The organism is Microcoleus pseudofavosus SVA1_A4, assembly GCF_036700565.1.
Classification (GTDB): Bacteria; Cyanobacteriota; Cyanobacteriia; order Cyanobacteriales; family Microcoleaceae; genus Microcoleus.
Window position 1 is genome coordinate 1 of sequence record NZ_JAUBPE010000054.1, and the last position, 18,775, is coordinate 18,775.

An 18,775-nucleotide genomic window follows, 5' to 3' on the forward strand; every position below is an offset into this window, starting at 1 on the left:
CGCCGTAAAATCGAACCTGCTACTCTTGCTAAATATATTGGATTACAAAAACACGTTTCTGTGTTTTTCAAAAACAAAACCTGTGTTTCTGTTTCTGAAAGTGTTGCTGAGAAATTTAGAGACTGGTTGGGACAAACACAGAAACTTGAACCCGTGACGGTACGGGAAAGGGTTGTGTTAATGAACGCTTGCTGGGAGTGGGGCCAGAAAAAGAAGCTAGTTATCGAAAATCCTTGGGACGAAGTTAAGGTTTCAGTTCCACCAAAACAGCGCCCAGATCCTTTTACTTTGAAGGAAATTGAGTCGATCGTTCAGAAATTTCGTTCCTCCCCACATTTGAAACACTTCCTTGACTATGTGGAATTTAAATTTGGGACAGGACTCCGCACTGGGGAAGCCGCCGCCTTACGATGGCGACACTGTTCGAGCGAGTGCGATCGAATTTGGATCGGGGAAACTCTCAAAAATGGCAACCGCAAAGCTGCCAAGCGGAATAAAGACCGCACGGTGCCGCTAACTCCCCGATTGCAAAAACTACTTCTCGATCGCCGACCTGAAAATTGGCAGAGCGCTCAAAAAGATGACCCGATTTTTACCAGTGTCGAAGGAGCCGCGATCGATGCTAAAAATTTCTGCAACCGCTACTGGAAACCAGCACTCGCTGAATTGGGGATTGATTATCGAAAACCTTACAATACCCGACATACGCTAATTTCGCATGGCTTGGAATCTGGCATGAATCCTGTTTCGATCGCAGCCCTCACCGGCCATGATGTCAGAACGCTCTATGAAAACTATGCTGGACTGGTTAACCCACCACGGCTACCCGATTTGCTCCCTGTTTTGTCCTCTTTTTCCGACCTGGTTTCAGAGGTTGATTCTCCGGTCGATCGCTCAGATACCTCTCCATAAATCTTTGATGGTCTGGATGGCTTATATCCCCATTGCAACTTATTAATTGATCCAGCAAAACAGAATTATAGAGAACTTTTCCGCTAGGATTGCGCCCCCAGTGAATCCCTTCTATAAGTTTGTTTTGTTGTCTGTATCGGATAAGAGTTCGCTCACTGCAATTTAAAATTAGGCAAGCAGTCTTTGCATCACAGAAATTATTCATTTTGAGGGAAAGAGTAAATTTTTTATCACGTTGTCTTTGATCGTGTTTTGGCGCATTATCTCCACCAATAAAATCCGTGCTTGTTCGGCCGACAGAGACTGAACCTGACTTGCATAGATTTTGAGCTTAAACTCTTGTTCCAGGGTTAGCTCTACTTCGAGTTTCTTCATTTTTGTGTGCCTTTTAATTGGATTAATTGACCAATTCGATCGCGCACAACCGCGTCCTCTCCTTCTAGCCAGCGCTCGATCGCCTCCTGACTGTATTTAGCCCCTGGCGCTTTCCATCCATACATCTGAGTCAGTAGATTTTGCAGTTGTTCTGGGTAGTATTCATTCCACCAAATAGTTGCTATCTCTCTCAGTTTTTGAGCATCCTCCTCATCTATTCCTTCACTCTTATTTGCCTCTTCTATTGCCCCACCGATAGCTGCTGGTTCTACTATTGGCATTGTCGATTCGATCGGGTCTGGTGTCGGCTCTGGTGTCGGGTCTGGTATCAGCTCTGGTGTCGGGTCTGGTATCAGCTCTGGTGTCGGGTCTGAGAGCAATGCAGTAAAAGCAGTTTTTTCATCAGCGGTAAGGGAATTCCAGACTTTTTGACGATCGGCAGCACCTTTGCTGCAAACTTCCTTGAGGATGGTCTGAATATCAAGAGCTGTTTCTCGATCGCCGGCTTCGATGGCTAGCCGAATATATTCGACCAAATCCCCTGTTTCGTCGTTTTGCTGAGGCTGCTGATCAACCTCATTTTTTGAAAATGGCTCCAAATTCCGAGGTCGATCGCTAGGTTGATCACTTTGCTGTGTAAAGGATTGATCGACCTGATCAACCTGATCAACCTTATTCCCAAAACTAGGAAAATATGAGGTTTCCGTGGAATTACTGCCTGCCAAAGCAGATATCCAATCTACGGTCGGAGCTGAAGTTGAATTCGATGTTGAATCAGCGATCGGATCTGAGGTCGGATCTGAATTTAGTATTTTTTCAGAAATAGGATGATCAGGTTGATCAGGTCGATCAAATCCTTGTGTAGCAAGGTGATCATCCTCGCGATCAACCTCCCTTTTTAAGGGGGTTTTTAAATTTTGAGGTCGATCAGCAAGCTCAACAGGGATTTGATCGAGCTCACTTTCGAGGACTGGTTCGGGAACGGAGACAGGTTCGGGTTCAGGTTCAGTTTTGCACCAAACTCGAACTCGCTTACTGGATATCGATCGAAATTCTCGCTCCCAGCCAAATTTCTTGAGGATGGCGGAACAGCGCATCTGGTGCGATCGCTCTTGCCGACTCAGGTCAACTTGGAGATGAGTGAGCAGATCGCTAAGCCGAATATATTCGCGGTGCTCGATGTAATTTTCGATGACATCTTCCCAGGGATCTGATGATTGAAACTCTTGAGCAACCTGTTCGGCAGTTTCCTCATTTTCGTAGTCAAGACAAGGTTCTTCGCCAGATTTGTAAGCCAGCATTGCAGCAGCCCAAATCGCATCTCGTTCTTGCTTGAGCAATTTGGTATCGATCCGGTGTTTGACCGGGATAATCCAAAATCGCCTGTTGCCTGTTTCATCAGCGAGAAATTCTTGCTTGTTGGTGGTTGCGACAATGATGCTGGGTCGGTTGAAGTCTTCAATATCTCGGCAATATGGCGGTCGAATTTTGTCTGTCCCGGTGGATAAAAAGGCTTTGGTTGCGCTGACATCGCGCCGTCTAAAAACACTTTCCAGCTCCGCCCATTCAACAAACCAAGCTTGGTGCAATTTGAGTCTTTCATCTTTATCAGACACAGTTCCTAGTGAATCGTCAAAGTATTTGCCTCCCGCAAGTATCTTAAAAAAAGTGGACTTTCTATAGCCCTGTTTCCCTTGCAGAATCAGAACTGTGTCGATTTTGCATCCTGGTTCAAATGTTCTCTTAACAGCACCAATGAGTGTTTTTCGGACGAACATTTCATAAATTGGATCGTTAACACCAAAGTATTTTTGGGCCAAACTATCTAAAATCGAAGTATCGGCTGCTGGTGGCAAAGAGTTTAGATACTCCTCGATCGGTGAATACTGATTTTCCACGGCTATTTCTGTCAGGATATCTTGAGTATCTTCGCGACTAGATTTGACGAGAATTCCGTGTTTGATAGCGAGTTGAATTCGCACTCGATCGAGAGACACTGGTTTACCATCAATTTCGATTCGCTTGCTGAGTTTATTCAATCGAAGTCGTTTGCCAAATTTTCTAACAAGTTTTCGGTAATCCTGCATCATTTTGTCATCTGAATTTAAAATATTAAATTCAGGTGATGAATCAGAGCTAGTAGCAGAATTAGGAGAGTTACCCAAATCAGATTCTGCCTCTGCCTCCATTCGCGAAACTAAATGGTCAGGTTGCAGAGATTTGAGGAATCGCCAGTATTCACCTTTGATGCAGCTCTCAATCCCGTCACTAAAATATTTTGAGATGCTGGCGATCGGGTTCGACTTAACTGCGGAATTCCAAATTTGCTCCCACTCTTGTTCATCCCAGCCACCGCCGGGGGAACAACGCCGACAAGCATCAAGAAACAGAGTGTAGGCATCCTCATTGGTTATCTGTCCCAATCGGCTGAACTCGGATTGAACTCCGATCAAGTCCCGTGCCAGTGTTGCCATTGAGGTATTGCGGAGAGTCGCTACCCCATTCAAAAATTCCTTATTAGGTTTCCCAAGAGCGCACTGTAGGGAAATTGGCATCGGCACCGGAACAGTAAGCTCTTTATACCGTTGAGATATTTGCTCCGGTCTTATTAGTGTCGCAGTTGCCGTGGCAGAACCATTGCTACTACTGATGGCGGATGTGGATACAGGTGCGGGTGTGGGCGTGGATGCGGATGCGTAGCACGGGCGAGGCGCTTCGCGCATCGTAGCAGGCAAATCTTGGCGCTGTTGCAGTTCGAGTTGTTGCTGAGCGAGTAACTTTTGGCGTTGTTCGAGCTCTCTTTGTTTCCGAGCCAGGAACTCTTGATAGAGAATGAGGAGCCGTGAGCGCAAATCACTGTAGCTGTAGCGAGTGCCGGACTCTTCAACAAAAGCGGTTTTAACGGGTTCGCGATCGGGCTTAACGTGCCACGCACCCGCTAGCCGAAAAACACGACTGGGATTTTTATTGCTCTCGTCTGCTTCCATGACTTGAATCAGAAGCACTTGCAGTTCCCGCCATTGTTCCGGTGCGATCGGCTCATCAAAAAGCCAGTAGGGCTGCATCGACTTATCACCACTAAATATGGTGAATGTTGGTTCAACGAAACCTATATCCCTCCACTTTTCAAATTGTTTAGCTAGCAAAATATCATCCCATTCACAAAAAATGGCGCAACATTGTGTGATGTCAGGATCGGTGTGTCCTCCGCCCGCACCATTAACCACGATGTACACCCCGCGCCCGTCTGTCTGATGATTTTCTATTGTTTCCCAGTCCACACCATTTTCTTTGCGACCTTTGTCCTTTTTTTTACGATCGTCCGAACTGTGATAGAAAAATCTCAAAAAAGCTTCACCTGGTTGATATCCCAAATAATGGAGATGTTTTTCAACCAATTCACGATCTATTCTCATAATTTTGTTACTCCTGATTGTTTCAGTGATTTGATGAGAGTTTGCAATTTGGAGAAAGAGCGTGATCGACTTCTTTGTCAAGCCGATCGCGCTCTTGCTCCAAATCCACGATTTTTTGTTGCAATCGAATGATTTTGCCTTTGTCGTCACCTACTTGTTGTTTTCCGGTTTTGGTTTCGCATTCACATTCGCAACACAAACCCTTCGTCAAACTACCCCAACGCCGTTTACCGTCCTTGTGGTAGTTCGATCGGCACCATCCGTTAGTCATAAAACTCCGTCCTTGATTTTCAGGAGACAGTTTTTTGCGGGTGCAGCTTGTCACAGGCAACAATCAGCTTTTTATACGAAGGAAAACTGTAGCTGCACATAAAGCTGTGTTTTTTTGGGTGGTTTTGGGTTCAGGATTCTGGATGAATTTGTTGAGAAGACTGCCAAAATAGTGGTGGCGACAGGGCTGACGCTCAAATCAAGCCCGATCGCTAGTACTTAGCTGTCTTGCGACTTGCGTATTGCGCTTATCGTAAGATTTATATAATATGGCAATAGTCGAAAAAAAACAACAGCGAGTTTTAACCCCCGTGAATCTTCGTAAAAATTTGGGCTTAACCCAGAAGCAGGTAGCGGAGCTTTTGGGTATCCGTGAAGCAACCCTTAGTAACTGGGAAACCGGCAAGGTTCCCCATATTCCACCTTCTAAGATCAAGCGGATGATGGAGGTCTATCAATGTGATATAGATGCTCTGATAGAGGCTTTCGAGGGTAATAGGCTAATTTCTCATTAGCTTTTGTGTTGTCTAAATTTAAAAGCTATTTGAGCTGGTGGGTACAGTTGTTGAGCCAGCTATGGGCTTAGCGGCTGTCCTTTACATACGGTATGCGTATTGCGTAAATCGTATTTAAAGTGTATGATTAGCTCATAGCCAAGTAGGACACGGTACGCCGTGTCCTAACCCCACAGCAGCCCAAACCTATGCCAAAATTACCGACAACGTTTACAAGCCTTGATTTAACGGGATTTGAGTTCGATCGCGCTCAACAATACACAGGAATCAACCGAGAAATGGTGGATTTTGCGTGCGCTGTACTCCAGAAAAACCGTGTAGGGGTAGCAGTCCGCAGTGTCAACGCAGCCCTCAAAGAAATTTACGGTATCGGAGGGAGTACCGATATTGTGTGCAAATTGGTCAAGGAATGGCGGACAGATAATCTGTCACTGATGAAAGAGGGAAAATCAGAGAAGGATTTAGCAACAGCACTTTTAGAGGCTGCGGATGATGGTTTGCTAGAAGAGTCAGACATTCCTGAAGAATATCTGACAGTTTCTCGTCAAATGGCGATCGCTAGCTATCGTTTGGCTTATCAAAAAGCAGATACGAGTGTGAGTGGCGATCGGATGAAACAGTTAGCTGCTGAAAATGAGTTGATGCGTCACCAACTCAAAGATTTTCCTCAAAATCAAATGGAGTTGAAGTTTTATCAAGCGGAGTACGAACGCCAGCGCAATGAGCTCAGGGAAGCGTACATGAATCTCAACAAGCAAAAGTTGACAGATTCTGAAGAATTCCGTCAACAGTTAGATTTGATTCAAGCCGAACGTAATGAGCTACTAGCAAAATTGTCAGTTGCTGAAAAACGTCTGATAGAAGTTGCTGAATTTGAAACCGCTTCTCGCGATCGACTCAGTGAGATATCTAAGCTTAATGGACAAATCGAAGCACGGGAACGAGAAGTGTCCAGTCTCCATTCTCAAATCCAAGCTCTGCAATCACAAGTTGGTGAGAAACAAGTCCTAGAATCTCAAATAGAACAGCTAAGAGCTCAACTTAAAGAAGCTTCGACAACAATCACTAACCTGCAAAGTCAACAGAAAGTTAGTGGCGCTTTACAAGTCGATCGAATTTTAGATGATTCAGATGATGAGCTGAGCATCAGTGACCAGATCATGCTCGAAAATGAAACACTCCATGCTGATTTGTCTGAAGCTCTCAGAGAAATTGAAATCTTGAAAGCTGCTCTGGCTAACACTCCCGTCTCTCAATCTGAATCTCAATCTGAATTACTTCCTGAAATACTTCCAGAACTACTCCCTGAAGCAGTTTCAGACTTTGTTGACCCTCTTTTACAACCCGTTAACTCTGACTCTGCCTCTGACTCTGATTCTGGCTTTGACTCTGACCCTGTTAACTCTGAGTCGGTTGAACATCCAGCTAAGCCTGTTGAACCTGTTTCCAGAAACAAAAAGCAAAAAGTTGCTGTGGCTCAATGAGTAACTGGCTCAACTCAGTAACAGTAACAGAAACAAAACAGAAACAAAACAGAAACAAAAAGCTCAGTAACAGTTGCTGTTACTGTTACTAAGCTTAGAAGGGAGAATGGGTATTGTTAGAGGTCTAATCATCTTGGGTGGGTAGCCCAAGACTGTAGCAATTTTGGTGATTTAAAAGCTCGATTGCGTACTAGCTCGGTAAATCACTTGATATGGGATTAAGTACGAATCAGTGCTGGTAGAGAGTAATTAGCAACTGGTAATCAGTAATAAACCATGATAGATCAAAAAAAAGAAATTCAGCTAATGTTATTGGCACGATTTCCTTTGCTGTGGGTAGTGAGCCCGGAAGAAGAACCAGCAGAAGAAATCTTGTGCCAAGTGGTCACAGGGGTAGAGGGACAAATTTATTTCTGGGATTTTGCACGTGGCTGGACAGATAATGCCACGGGCAAGGGAAATCCGATGCAAGCACTGGAGCGCATCAGTAAAGCGCCGCCAATGGAGCAGGTTACTATTTTCGTGATGAAGGATTTGGGAACGCTCATTGCCCCCGGTGCCAACGGACAGATAGCAATGAACCAATTAGCGATCGTCCGCGAACTGAAAAATCTGGCATGGCAAATTGCCCGTGACCGTCGCTGCCTCGTCATCCTCTCCGACCAACTCAGAATTCCGCAAGAACTGCGCGAAGAAACGACGGTGGTGGACATCTCCTTACCAGGCATCGAGGAGATATCGAACTTGCTCACTCGGTTGGTTCCACCCGCCGATCTCAAACTCAACGCCGAACAGCGGCAGCAGTTTGTCAAAGCTTGCCAGGGGCTGACTCGCTGTCGCATATCCCGCGTCCTGGCGAAGTGCTTGGCGCGAGGCAAGCGAGGAAAAGTAGATCATACTGCCTTAGCTGCCGTCATCGAGGAGAAACGGCAAACAATCCGCGAGACGGGAATCCTAGAATTTATCCCGCTTGAATCAGGTCTGGAGATTGTTGGCGGACTCGAAATTCTCAAGCAATGGGTAACAGTTCGATCGCACTCTTTCAGTGACCAAGCCCGTGAGTATGGTTTGCCCAATCCCAAGGGGGTACTGCTCGCCGGCATTCAGGGAACGGGTAAGTCGCTGCTAGCCAAGACGATCGCTTCTGAATGGAAACTCCCGCTGCTGCGCCTCGATGTCGGTCGAGTCTTTGGCAGCATGGTCGGCGAAAGCGAGAGCCGGATCAGACAGGTCATTAAGTTAGCGGAGGCGATCGCACCATGCTGCTTGCTGCTGGATTAAATTTTAGTCCAGTCTAAACCGTGTGAATTGCTGGAAAACCGCGAAGTTTTAGAAACCACAACGTAATCAGAAATGGCAAGCGTGACGGTCTGAAAATTCTAAAATATGTGGCAATCAGCAGCCAAGCCCCTAAACCTCAAACATAAACTCAAACATAAACATAGAGGCATGGGGAAGGTTCAACGAACAGTCGCAAGACGTAGGACTCAAGGGAGTCTGAAGCGCACGGGGATTATTAACTTCAAACTGTTTTTGTAAGCTCAAGGTCAGGTCAAGGTCAGGTCAAGAAATGCTTCGCTTTTGGGATCGGATGAATTATGGTTTATCCGAATATGACTCTCTCAAATGCCTCTCAATCTTGTACTAAGCCAAAACGCTGGTCGCGCCAACATGACTGTTGCCTAAATTGCCAACGTACCGATCGCAAACACATGGGAAAAGGACTTTGTTTGAATTGCTATCACAATCATTATTCTCTACAGAATTTTGATAGAGTGAAAGCTATCAAACAAGCTTCTTACGAGAGACGAGGTGGCAAAAAGTTAAACAAAACAATGAGAGAAAAACTTTGGTTTGATGGAAATCGTGAAGCAGCATTACAACGTGACAACTACAAATGTACCTGCTGCGGGACTCCTGACGACCTAGTAGTTCATCACATTGATGGAAATGGCAGAGGTTCTAAGAATCCCAATAACAATTTAGAAAATCTCAAAACTTTATGCCGTGCCTGCCATGCCAGAGAGCATAAGACTTTAGATAGATGGTCAAAGAACTACAGTAGCTGCATTAACTGCAACACAAATGAAAAACGCTACGGCGCTAATGGACTTTGTGTTAACTGTTACCAGCTATCTGCAAGAAGAGAAGAAAATCCGAACCCTCGGATTAAACCTCTTGAACAATGGTCTTTTGGTTATCTTTGTTGCCAATCTTGTCAAACAACATCAATTAAGCACAAGGGTAATGGCTTGTGTGAAAAATGTCACCGACGCGATCGCTATCAACGTAAAAGGAGTTAATAATTTATGATATGTTCTGCTCTTTGGGGAAACTTAAAGAGCCTACCTGGAACCGAGGTAGGCGTAACACAAAGGGAAATTGACAAGGCCTTCGCCAACATCACGTCTGGCATGGATGGAGATTCCGGCACTTCCCAGCGGGTGTTTGGAACGTTGTTGACATGGATGCAAGAAAAGACCGCGCCAGTGTTTGTGGTCATGACTGCGAACCGCGCCGAAGTCCTCCCCGCCGAGTTGATTCGGAAAGGACGCATTGATGAGATTAACCCGATAGTCTCCCTGGCTTCGTAAGAACCAGTGAAAAACTTGGCTATATGCGAGAAACTCTGAGAATACTTCTGTACCTGTGTTAATCAGCACAATTTTCAAGGTAAAAATCAGCAAGTTGCAGACAACCCGCAGGGAAGTCGTGATTGACCCCTCAACGACTACACGCCGAGCCCTTTGATGCTTCGCTTTGTGATGATGATCTTCTGATGTTTTAGATATGTGGTCAAGAAACTATCAATGCTGTCAACGATGCGGTACTGTAGAGATTCGTCACAAAGGCAAAGGTTTCTGTTTGAAGTGCTACGGCTCTTATTCCTGGGAAAAGGTAACACCTGAACAACGTGAAAGCAAAAACGCTTCACGGAGAGCTAAATACCAATCTGACCCTGATTTAAGAGCAAAACTTTCTTCGGAACGAACTGAAAAATACCATTCCGATCCAAAGTTTCGTGAGGAACATATTCGTTCTGCTAGTAAATCTTACTGGAATAATCCTGAAAGGTTTTGTCAAAATCAGTTAGAGCGGTACTATAATAACCACTCTGAAAACCTTGACAAACTCAGGCTTATCCGAGAAGAAAAGCACTTCAACGGAAATCGACAAGCAGCACTTGAGCGAGATGGCTTTAAATGTGTTTTGTGTGAAGCTAGTGAAGACTTAGTAGTTCATCACAAGATGGAAATGGACAAGGGAAAGAGAAACCTAATAACAATCTTGAAAATCTCGAAACTCTTTGTCGTTCCTGCCACATGAAAGTTCATTTTTACTCCAAAGGTGAAGATATAGTCTGAACTCTATAGCGATATGGAGAGTGAGGCAGAAATGACCTCACCCTCCTCTAACTGAGGAGAGTAACAAAATGTTTCTGGGTTGATTTGCCAAACCTCACAGAGCGGGAGGCAATTTTTCGAGTTCACCTCACCCGTGTCCGTCCAGAGCGAGTGAAGTCGGGAGACTTCGATTGCGGAATGCTGGCAAGTCAGTCACCTTGTCTGTCGGGTGCGGAGATTGAGCAAGTTATCTATGATGCAATGCAAACCGCGTTCAGTGCCGGGAGAGAATTCACAGAGCGAGATTTGACCATAGCAATTACCGGGTGCGTACCGTTAGCGCGGATTGCTCAGCAACAAATTGACGAGTTGAAAACTTGGGCAATTCGATCGGGCGCTAAATCTGCCAGCATTGCCGATCGAACTGAAACCCATTCCACTTCTTACTCTCATCTTTCACCTCTTGAAGTTGACGAAAATTAATTATTTCAGAATCCCCGCAACAGATTTGCGGGGATTTATTTGAACGTTATCCGATATCAGATCAGACTAAGACATTGCAGCTCCAAAATCCAATATGAACCCTCAAGAATTCATTCATCCCCTATCAAGCTTGGAAACAATCGAGACTGATGAAGGTCAAAAACAAGTAATGAATAGTTGGGCATTTGCGTCAATGATTTGGACAAGCGCCGTTGCTGGCAACACAAATGCTTTATCAATAGTCAACGAACTATTTACTAACAAAGATGAAATTCCTACTTTCCTCGAAGCTTCTAAAGCTGGAAATGAAGCAGCTATAGCAGGTGCCATCGCAATTATTGCCTTTGCGATCGATGACAAATTAGCTGAAGCATTTGAAAATAAAGGTTCAGAAAATTGAAATAGTCGTGTAATGCTTCGCTGTAAGGAAGTGATGTTTTGAGTTTGTGAGTCAGATCATGTCAAAAGTAAAGATGGATGCTGAAACACTGTCGAAGAATTTGAAACACTTTGGTGGAACTGAGCAATATTACAAACATTGGCTTGGAATTCACTACACCGATGGAGTCAAATACTTGGCTGAAAATGCTCAATGCTATTGGTTGATTGATGCCATCGCCTCCCATCAGCCAAAAGTTCAAAAGATGCAAAGGCTGAGAGAGTTTCAACTTTGGTTCCTTCATGTCGGAGATGCACATGAGTTTATTAAGCCCAAAGGAAGCAATTCTGCTGTCTTGACTTGTTGGGAAGATACACCAACCAAAGAAACTCAACCTGCCGTAATTCAGCAGATACCCTTTACTGATTTTCCCTTGAAAGAAATCAAGCTTTTTCTACAAGAGAAAATCCTTCTGTTGCCAGACGAAAATTAAGTAGTAAAAGCCTGTCCAGTTCTCCACTCTGGAGACTGGACACACTTTCGCACTGCATCACTCAACTAATATTTGGATCAAATCGAATGACCGCTAGCGAATTAATTTCTGAACTGACACTCAAAGAACAGCACAAACTATTAGCAGCATTACAGGCAGAAGTTGATACAATTTTTGCTGAAGCAATTACTAACCATGTCAAAAATGCTGACTTTGCAGTTGAGATTTGGGTGAATGCAATGTTAGAAAAAAAAGCTTATGTGGCAATTGCCTGTCGCATGATTCACCACATCACAACTTTTCTGGGAGATGAATTGCTGCAATTTCTGCGATATCTAGCTAAGGAACCTCTTGAAAAAAATGAGTCGGGTTTGAGTTTCATACAGGTAAACTCTAATTAAATGTTTTGTCGGTACTCAAGAGTTCTTCTCCAATATACCAGATTCTGTTAACATAAAGTTTAGATGCGTTCGCCCTGGTCTTTGAGGCGATCGTATCCAGACTTTTCAAGTGTAACAATTGATATTGACGATACTGATATTAAAACTTCGGATGGAAGCCCAGAAACCCGGTATTTGCGACAATACTTCCTTGCATCCTGCCTCAAATTCGGTAAAAACCCGGTTTCTCAACAGCGGGCGAGGACTTAAGAAGCCGATTATTATTAAAACTTGTGAACCAGACTTTTTCCACAAAGCCAGTTCTAAATTAATGCCTAAAACTCCGAGTTACCTTAACCATAAGATAAACTTGAATTGTTCGCGCTTTAATTTAGAATTAGCATTGGGATTACCATGCGCTCGATCGGTCAAGAACGAACAATTTCTCTACTAGCTAATATTTAAAATGCAAATTTTTAGTAGAATCTAAAGAGTAAACTAAGTAAAACTGACTGGTGAAGAGAACGCAGAGTTTACCCCACCCCTCGAATCACATAACCAGGGTAAAAAAACTGTAGCTTTTGTTACAGTTTCCATCCGCTCTTTTCTATTAATTTATGACACCGCCAGCTCTCGACCGTCCCCGCTCAAAAAAAGGACGTTTATTCCCACTTCGCCTGATACTAGTGGGGCCATTTCTTCTGCAAATTTCCGCAGCAGTCGGGTTAACTGGATGGCTGTCACTCCGCAACGGACAACAAGCAGTTAATGAGTTAGCCGGACAGTTATACGGAGAAATCACAGCACGCATTCAGCAACACCTAAATACCTATTTAGAAACGCCTCATTTGATCAATCAAATCAATGCCGATGCTATCCGTCTGGGTCAGTTAAATCCCCAAGACTTCCGCAGCATGGAGCGCCACTTTTGGCAACAAATTCAGCGTTTCTCAACCGTTAATTACATTTACTTCGGTAACGTGCAGGGAGAATATATCGGCACTGAGCGTCGGTTAGATGGCACCTTGAATATTGGTATAGCAAAAAAGGCTAGCGGCGGCTCTATCAGATTTGAGAATTATGCAGCAAATAGTCAAGGCGATCGCACCGCTCTATTGTTAGTAGATCCCAACTACCAGATTCAAAAAGAAGTTTATTATCAGGTTGGCATCACAGCGAAGCAAGCTACTTGGACTCCACTCTATTTATGGATTGCACCCCGCCCCGAAGTCAGCACAGATGCCATACTTCCTGTCTACGACAAATCGGAAAAATCCATAGGATATGTAGCAGTATCCTTAGTAGTTTCCGAAATTAGTAAATTTCTTCGCAGTTTAAAAATTAGTCAATCAGGCATAGCTTTCATTGTAGAACCATCAGGAGAAATAGTTGCTTCTTCAACACAAGAAAAGACATTTATACAAAGTAGTGACGGCTCCCAAATCAAAAGACTCAAAGCCACAGAAAGCAGCGAACCGTTAATTCGCACTACAATGCATCACTTACTAGCAAAAAAAATTAGCAACCTAACCCAAATCAAGAAAGCTACACAACTCGACATCTTTGAAATTAATGGAGACAGGCATTTTTTACAAGTAACTCCCATCTCAGATCGTGGTCTTGACTTCCTGATCGTCATAGTTGTTCCAGAATCCGATTTTATGGAACACATTAATGCCAATACTAGGACTACCATTTTACTCTGCCTTTTAGCTTTAGCAATAGCCAGCTTTATTGGAATATTTACCTCCCGCTGGATTGTCAGACCAATAATACAGCTATCCGATGCTAGCAAGCAGATAGCTAGCGGAGAACTCAACCCGCAAATAGAAGTAAAAAACATTGCTGAATTCGATAGATTGGCCAACTCTTTCAACCAAATGGCAAAGCAATTGCAAGAATCATTTACTGCTTTAGAAACAGCAAATAACGACTTAGAAACTAGAGTAGAACAGCGGACGGTAGAATTAAGAGAAGCCAAGATAGCAGCCGATGTTGCCAACCATGCCAAAAGCGAATTTATCGCTAACATGAGCCACGAACTTCGCACTCCCCTCAACGGCATTTTAGGTTATGCCCAAATTTTGAAACGCTCAAATTCTACAGATGATAAAGTTAAAGACGGTCTTCGCATTATTTATCAGTGCGGCTCCCACTTGCTTACCTTAATTAACGACATTTTAGATATTTCCAAAATAGAAGCTCAGAAAATGGAACTTCAGACAACAGATTTTGATTTTCCTTCTTTCCTGAGTGGCGTAGTAGAAATATGCCGCATTAGAGCAGAACAAAAGGGAATTACTTTTATTTACAAACCTGGGGTCGCGCTTCCCATCGCCATCCACGCTGACGAAAAACGCCTACGGCAACTACTAATTAATTTAATCAGCAATGCCATCAAATTTACTGACTCTGGTAGCGTGATTTTTCAAGTAGAAGTAATAGAAAATAACGAGGTTCAGGAGGAAAATCACCAATTATCAACACCAATGACAATGACAAAAATTCGCTTTCAAATTGAAGACACAGGCATTGGCATTAGCTCCGATCAATTGGAAAAAATATTTTTGCCCTTCGAGCAGGTGAACAAAACCTCTGGAAACACTGAAGGTAGCGGATTAGGGCTAGCTATCAGCCAGAAAATAGTCCAAATGATGGGCCGTACCATAAATGTTAAAAGTCAACCAGGACTTGGCAGCATTTTTATGGTAGATTTAGACTTGCTTAAACTTCCAGAATTAGCTGCATTTTCCTCAAACATGAACCCCAGAAATATAGTAGGCATTATCGGCAGGCAGCCGATAATTTTAATAGTAGACGACAAGTGGGAAAATCGCTCGGTTCTTAGTAATCTCCTCTCACCAATCGGCTTTAAAATTATAGAGGCAAAAAATGGTCAAGAAGGTTTGGAAAAAGCCAAGTCCCAACCGGATTTAATTATCACTGATTTAGTGATGCCAGTGTTAGACGGTTTTGAAATGATTCGTCGCATTCGCGCGAACAACGAATTTAAAAATGTAGTAATAATAGTCACATCTGCCAGTGTATTTGAAGCCGACAAGTGCCAAAGTTTACAAGCTGGATGTGACGATTTTATGCCCAAGCCAGTACAAGTAGAAATCTTACTAGAGAAGTTAGAGAAACATTTACAAATAGAATGGGCTTATGAAGAAGAAAAGGCAGTGGTTAATTCTTCGCCTTTGCCTTCACCTTCACCTTCACCTTCTCTAGTAGCTCCTCCAGAACCAGAAATTGAAGCTTTATACGATCTAGCCATGAAAGGTCATCTACAAGGAATTATCAAGCTATCGGCAAGCATAGAACAAATGGATGAAAAATTCGCACCTTTTGCTAACAAGCTACGGGAATTATCTAAAGGCTTTCAAGAAAAAGCCCTGAAAGAGTTCATTAACCAATATAGGAGTTCAAAGTCATGAGTCTTAAACTTGACCAAAAAAACATAATTTTGGTTGTAGATGACAACCCCAACAATTTAGCGGTACTCTCCGATTATTTAGAACAGGTTGGGTTTGAAGTCTGGGTAGCAGGAGATGGAGAAAGTGCTTTACAAAAAGTCGAATATGGAGTCCCAGACATCATTTTATTAGATATAATGATGCCGCTGCTAGATGGATTTGAAACTTGCAGCCTGCTGAAAGCCAATCCTGCAACAAAGGGCATACCCGTAATTTTTATGAGCGCCCTTTCGGAAACAGTTGATAAAGTCAAAGGTCTGTCTTTAGGTGCTGTCGATTACATCATTAAACCATTTCAGCAGGAAGAAATATTAATCAGGCTGAGGCTACACTTAAAAATGAGTTGTTTGACTAAGACAATGGAAGAAAAAAACTTGCTGTTGAGCGAGTTGACTTCTCAGTTAGAAAACCGAGTAGAGGAACGAACTGCTGAACTAAAAAGTGCATTACATGAATTGCAAAGAGCTTATTTAGAGTTATTAGCAAAAGAAGACAAATTGCGCTACGATGCTTTTCACGACTCTCTGACCGATCTCCCTAACCGAGCTTGTTTTATCCAGCGCTTAAAGCGCGTAATTGAGATTGCCAACCTGAGTTCTGATTACTTATATGCAGTGCTGTTTATCGACCTAGACCGCTTTAAAGTTGTTAATGACAGCTTGGGACACTTAATAGGAGATGAATTACTGAAAAGTGTCGCCAAAAGGCTGAAACTTTGCGTATCAGAAACCTATAAACTTGCGCGTTTAGGAGGCGATGAATTTATCATATTGCTCGAAAATATTACAGATGCCAACGAAGCTATAAGTGTTGCCGATCGCATCCTCGAAAACTTAAGAAAACCATTCGCTGTTGATAAATATGAAATATTCACAGGCGCTAGTATTGGCATCACCTTCAGTACGATGGGTTACGATCGCGCCACTGATGTACTCAAAGATGCCGATGTCGCAATGTATCAGGCTAAAAGCCAAGGCAAAGGGCGTTATGAAGTGTTGACAAAAGCACTCCAAACTCAGGCTGGAATGCGCTTGCAGCTTGAAAATGACCTGCGAAAAGCAATAGAATTAGAGGGATTTTGCCTTTACTACCAGCCAATTTTATCGCTCTCTACAGGTCATCTTTTAGGCTTTGAAGCATTGGTGCGCTGGTATCGCGCTTCTGGCGAATTAGTGCCTCCTGCGAAATTTATCCCCATTGCTGAAGAAATTGGAGCGATCAACTCTCTTGGCTGGTGGGTTTTTCAGGAGGCTTGCCGCCAACTTCAGTTGTGGCAGCAGCAGTTTCCCCAAGCTATTGATTTGACAATGAATGTGAATGTTTCGCCAATTCAGTTAAAGCAAGTTAGTCTAGTGGAGAGGATGCAGGAAATTGTCGAAGATATTGGCATTTCATGGGGTTGCTTGAAACTAGAAATTACTGAAAGCTGCTTTTTAGAAGCATCTACCTATGAAGCAACAATACTTAAGCAACTAAAAAATCTGGGTATTAAGTTGTGCATCGACGACTTTGGGACTGGCTATTCTTCTTTAAGCCGTCTGCACGAGTTTCCTATTGATACCTTAAAGATTGACCGCTCTTTTGTTAGCCGCATTAACGCCGGAAAAAGCGATGAAGTTGTGGAAACAATTGTCACCCTTGCTCACAACTTCGGCATGGATGTAGTAGCAGAGGGAATAGAAACGTTAGAACAGTTAGAAAAATTGCGTTCTCTTGGGTGCGAACGGGGTCAGGGCTATCTATTCTCTAAGCCTGTAGACAGCCAAACGGCAACGCAACTATTGCTAAACAATGTAAAACTGTTACCTTCAGTTTTACTACCATCCTTAATGGCTTAACGCTAATTTTTGCCTGAGTTTATTGCTCTACTTTCATCAGTAAAAAACTTAATGCCCTTGATTAGTTAACACAGGATAAACAAGAAATGAACGCCGAAACTGAAAAAAAAGATATTATTTTAATCGTCGATGACAATTCAAATAACTTAGGGATACTTTATGATTTGTTAGATAATGCGTCCTTTGAAGTTTGGGTGGCACAAGATGGAGAAAGCGCTATAGAAAAGGTGGGCTATTCACTCCCAGATTTGATTGTGTTAGATATAATGATGCCAGGGATAGATGGGTTTGAAACTTGCAGTCGCCTGAAAACCAATTCATTAACTACGGGCATCCCCGTAATTTTTATGAGCGCTCTGTCTGAGGCTGTTGATAAGGTTAAAGGTCTGTCTTTAGGAGCAGTAGATTACATAACTAAGCCGTTTCAACAAGAAGAGGTGTTAGCTCGGATTAAATTGCACTTAAAATTGAATTATTTGACTAAGAAAATTGAAAATCAAAATCAGGAATTAGAACGGCGGGTTGAAGAGCGAACGGCTGAATTATACCGCACTTTGCAGGATTTAAAACAAGCTCAAGTTCACTTAGTGCAAACCGAAAAAATGTCCAGTTTGGGGCAGTTAGTAGCTGGCGTGGCTCACGAAATTAACAATCCCGTCAGTTTTATTTTCGGCAATCTCAACCACGCTTCTGAATATATCACAGACTTGCTCAGCCACTTAGAAGTCTATCAGCAACATTATCCTAGTCCAGTGCCGGAAGTTTCCGATCATGCTCAGGAAATTGAGCTAGATTACTTAATTGAAGACCTGCCAAATATGATTACTTCAATGAAGGTAGGAGCCGAAAGAATTAGCAATATTAGTGTATCTTTGCGAAATTTCTCCCGAACGGATACGTCAACTAAGGTAGCAGTAAATATTCACGAAGGGCTAGAGAGTACCCTGTTAATTTTGCGGTACAGGCTGAAAGCTTGCGGCAATAGTAAGGCTATTGAGATAGTTAAAGAATATGGCAAATTGCCGCTAGTTGAATGCTATCCCGGACAAATTAATCAAGTCTTTATGAATTTAATTGCCAATGCAATTGATGCCTTTGAGGAGAAAACAGGGGAGGCGGTACGAAATCCTACCATTTCAATTCGCACAGAATTAGTCAACGACAATTTTATCCGAATCCGAATTGCTGATAATGGCCCTGGGATACCAGAGTCGGTGCTGTCTAAGTTATTTGAAGCTTTTTTTACCACAAAACCAACTGGGAAGGGGACGGGGTTGGGATTGAGTATTAGTTATCAGATTGTGGTGGAGAAACACGGGGGTCAACTGAGTTGCTCTTCAGTACCCGGTCAGGGGACAGAGTTCTCTGTCGAAATACCGATAAAGCAGTCATAGATTGTAAGAAATCTTC

At 43.2% G+C, this 18,775-nt stretch carries 16 protein-coding genes and 2 pseudogenes; 15 read left to right on the forward strand and 3 right to left on the reverse strand.

Features of this window, described 5'->3' with window-relative positions:
* Positions 1–912: site-specific integrase (locus QUA02_RS21430; RefSeq protein ID WP_333030439.1), on the forward strand; the 912-nt coding region annotated here is incomplete at its 5' end.
* A 201-nt stretch (positions 913–1,113) separates the two neighbouring features.
* Here the strand turns inward: QUA02_RS21430 and QUA02_RS21435 are convergent.
* The 3 genes from QUA02_RS21435 to QUA02_RS21445 are packed head-to-tail and all read right to left on the reverse strand — an operon-like array spanning position 1,114 to position 4,974.
* Complete coding sequence (locus QUA02_RS21435) at positions 1,114–1,287, reverse strand: NblA/ycf18 family protein (protein ID WP_333030440.1); 174 nt, start codon at positions 1,285–1,287, stop codon at positions 1,114–1,116.
* Complete coding sequence (locus QUA02_RS21440) at positions 1,284–4,703, reverse strand: virulence-associated E family protein (RefSeq protein ID WP_333030441.1); 3,420 nt, start codon at positions 4,701–4,703, stop codon at positions 1,284–1,286. The genes QUA02_RS21435 and QUA02_RS21440 overlap by 4 nt, the downstream gene beginning before the upstream one ends.
* A 22-nt stretch (positions 4,704–4,725) precedes the next feature.
* Positions 4,726–4,974, reverse strand: coding sequence for a hypothetical protein (locus QUA02_RS21445; protein ID WP_333030443.1), 249 nt, complete (start codon positions 4,972–4,974; stop codon positions 4,726–4,728).
* A 268-nt stretch (positions 4,975–5,242) separates the two neighbouring features.
* Here QUA02_RS21445 and QUA02_RS21450 point away from each other — a divergent pair, with 268 nt between their 5' ends.
* From QUA02_RS21450 to QUA02_RS21510, 14 genes and pseudogenes are all read left to right on the forward strand, one after another.
* Positions 5,243–5,488: a helix-turn-helix domain-containing protein gene (locus QUA02_RS21450; RefSeq protein ID WP_333030444.1), complete on the forward strand. Its 246-nt coding sequence runs from the start codon at positions 5,243–5,245 to the stop codon at positions 5,486–5,488.
* A gap of 188 nt (positions 5,489–5,676) precedes the next feature.
* Positions 5,677–6,972 carry a hypothetical protein gene (locus QUA02_RS21455; protein ID WP_333030445.1) on the forward strand — a complete coding sequence of 432 codons (1,296 nt, stop codon included), beginning with the start codon at positions 5,677–5,679 and terminating at the stop codon, positions 6,970–6,972.
* A gap of 276 nt (positions 6,973–7,248) precedes the next feature.
* A complete protein-coding gene (locus QUA02_RS21460) occupies positions 7,249–8,253 on the forward strand; it encodes a Ycf46 family AAA ATPase (RefSeq protein ID WP_333030447.1) in 1,005 nt (334 codons plus the stop codon).
* A gap of 494 nt (positions 8,254–8,747) precedes the next feature.
* On the forward strand, positions 8,748–9,275 hold the full coding sequence (locus QUA02_RS21465; RefSeq protein ID WP_333030449.1) for an HNH endonuclease: 528 nt from the start codon (positions 8,748–8,750) through the stop codon (positions 9,273–9,275).
* Positions 9,276–9,350: 75 nt separating this feature from the next.
* A pseudogene (locus QUA02_RS21470) lies at positions 9,351–9,539 on the forward strand (AAA family ATPase); the annotation flags it as partial.
* 298 nt (positions 9,540–9,837) lie between these two features.
* Positions 9,838–10,299, forward strand: a complete 462-nt coding sequence (locus tag QUA02_RS21475) for a hypothetical protein (RefSeq protein WP_333030451.1) — start codon at positions 9,838–9,840, stop codon at positions 10,297–10,299.
* A pseudogene (locus QUA02_RS33690) lies at positions 10,275–10,337 on the forward strand (hypothetical protein); the annotation flags it as partial. The gene QUA02_RS21475 and the pseudogene QUA02_RS33690, both read left to right, overlap by 25 nt.
* Before the next feature lie 84 nt (positions 10,338–10,421).
* On the forward strand, positions 10,422–10,799 hold the full coding sequence (locus QUA02_RS21480) for a hypothetical protein (protein WP_333030454.1): 378 nt from the start codon (positions 10,422–10,424) through the stop codon (positions 10,797–10,799).
* Between the two features lie 94 nt (positions 10,800–10,893).
* Positions 10,894–11,199 (forward strand): hypothetical protein, encoded by a 306-nt coding sequence (locus QUA02_RS21485; RefSeq protein ID WP_333030456.1) that lies wholly within the window; start codon positions 10,894–10,896, stop codon positions 11,197–11,199.
* A gap of 58 nt (positions 11,200–11,257) precedes the next feature.
* The gene (locus QUA02_RS21490; protein ID WP_333030458.1) at positions 11,258–11,671 is read left to right on the forward strand and encodes a DUF6876 family protein; all 414 of its coding nucleotides are present in this window, start codon (positions 11,258–11,260) and stop codon (positions 11,669–11,671) included.
* An 86-nt stretch (positions 11,672–11,757) separates the two neighbouring features.
* Positions 11,758–12,072: a hypothetical protein gene (locus QUA02_RS21495; RefSeq protein WP_333030461.1), complete on the forward strand. Its 315-nt coding sequence runs from the start codon at positions 11,758–11,760 to the stop codon at positions 12,070–12,072.
* A 665-nt stretch (positions 12,073–12,737) separates the two neighbouring features.
* Complete coding sequence (locus tag QUA02_RS21500) at positions 12,738–15,488, forward strand: hybrid sensor histidine kinase/response regulator (protein ID WP_333030464.1); 2,751 nt, start codon at positions 12,738–12,740, stop codon at positions 15,486–15,488.
* On the forward strand, positions 15,485–17,365 hold the full coding sequence (locus QUA02_RS21505; protein WP_333030466.1) for a two-component system response regulator: 1,881 nt from the start codon (positions 15,485–15,487) through the stop codon (positions 17,363–17,365). Before QUA02_RS21500 ends, QUA02_RS21505 begins: the two co-directional genes overlap by 4 nt.
* A gap of 86 nt (positions 17,366–17,451) precedes the next feature.
* Complete coding sequence (locus QUA02_RS21510) at positions 17,452–18,759, forward strand: hybrid sensor histidine kinase/response regulator (protein ID WP_333030469.1); 1,308 nt, start codon at positions 17,452–17,454, stop codon at positions 18,757–18,759.
* Positions 18,760–18,775 lie beyond the last annotated feature (16 nt).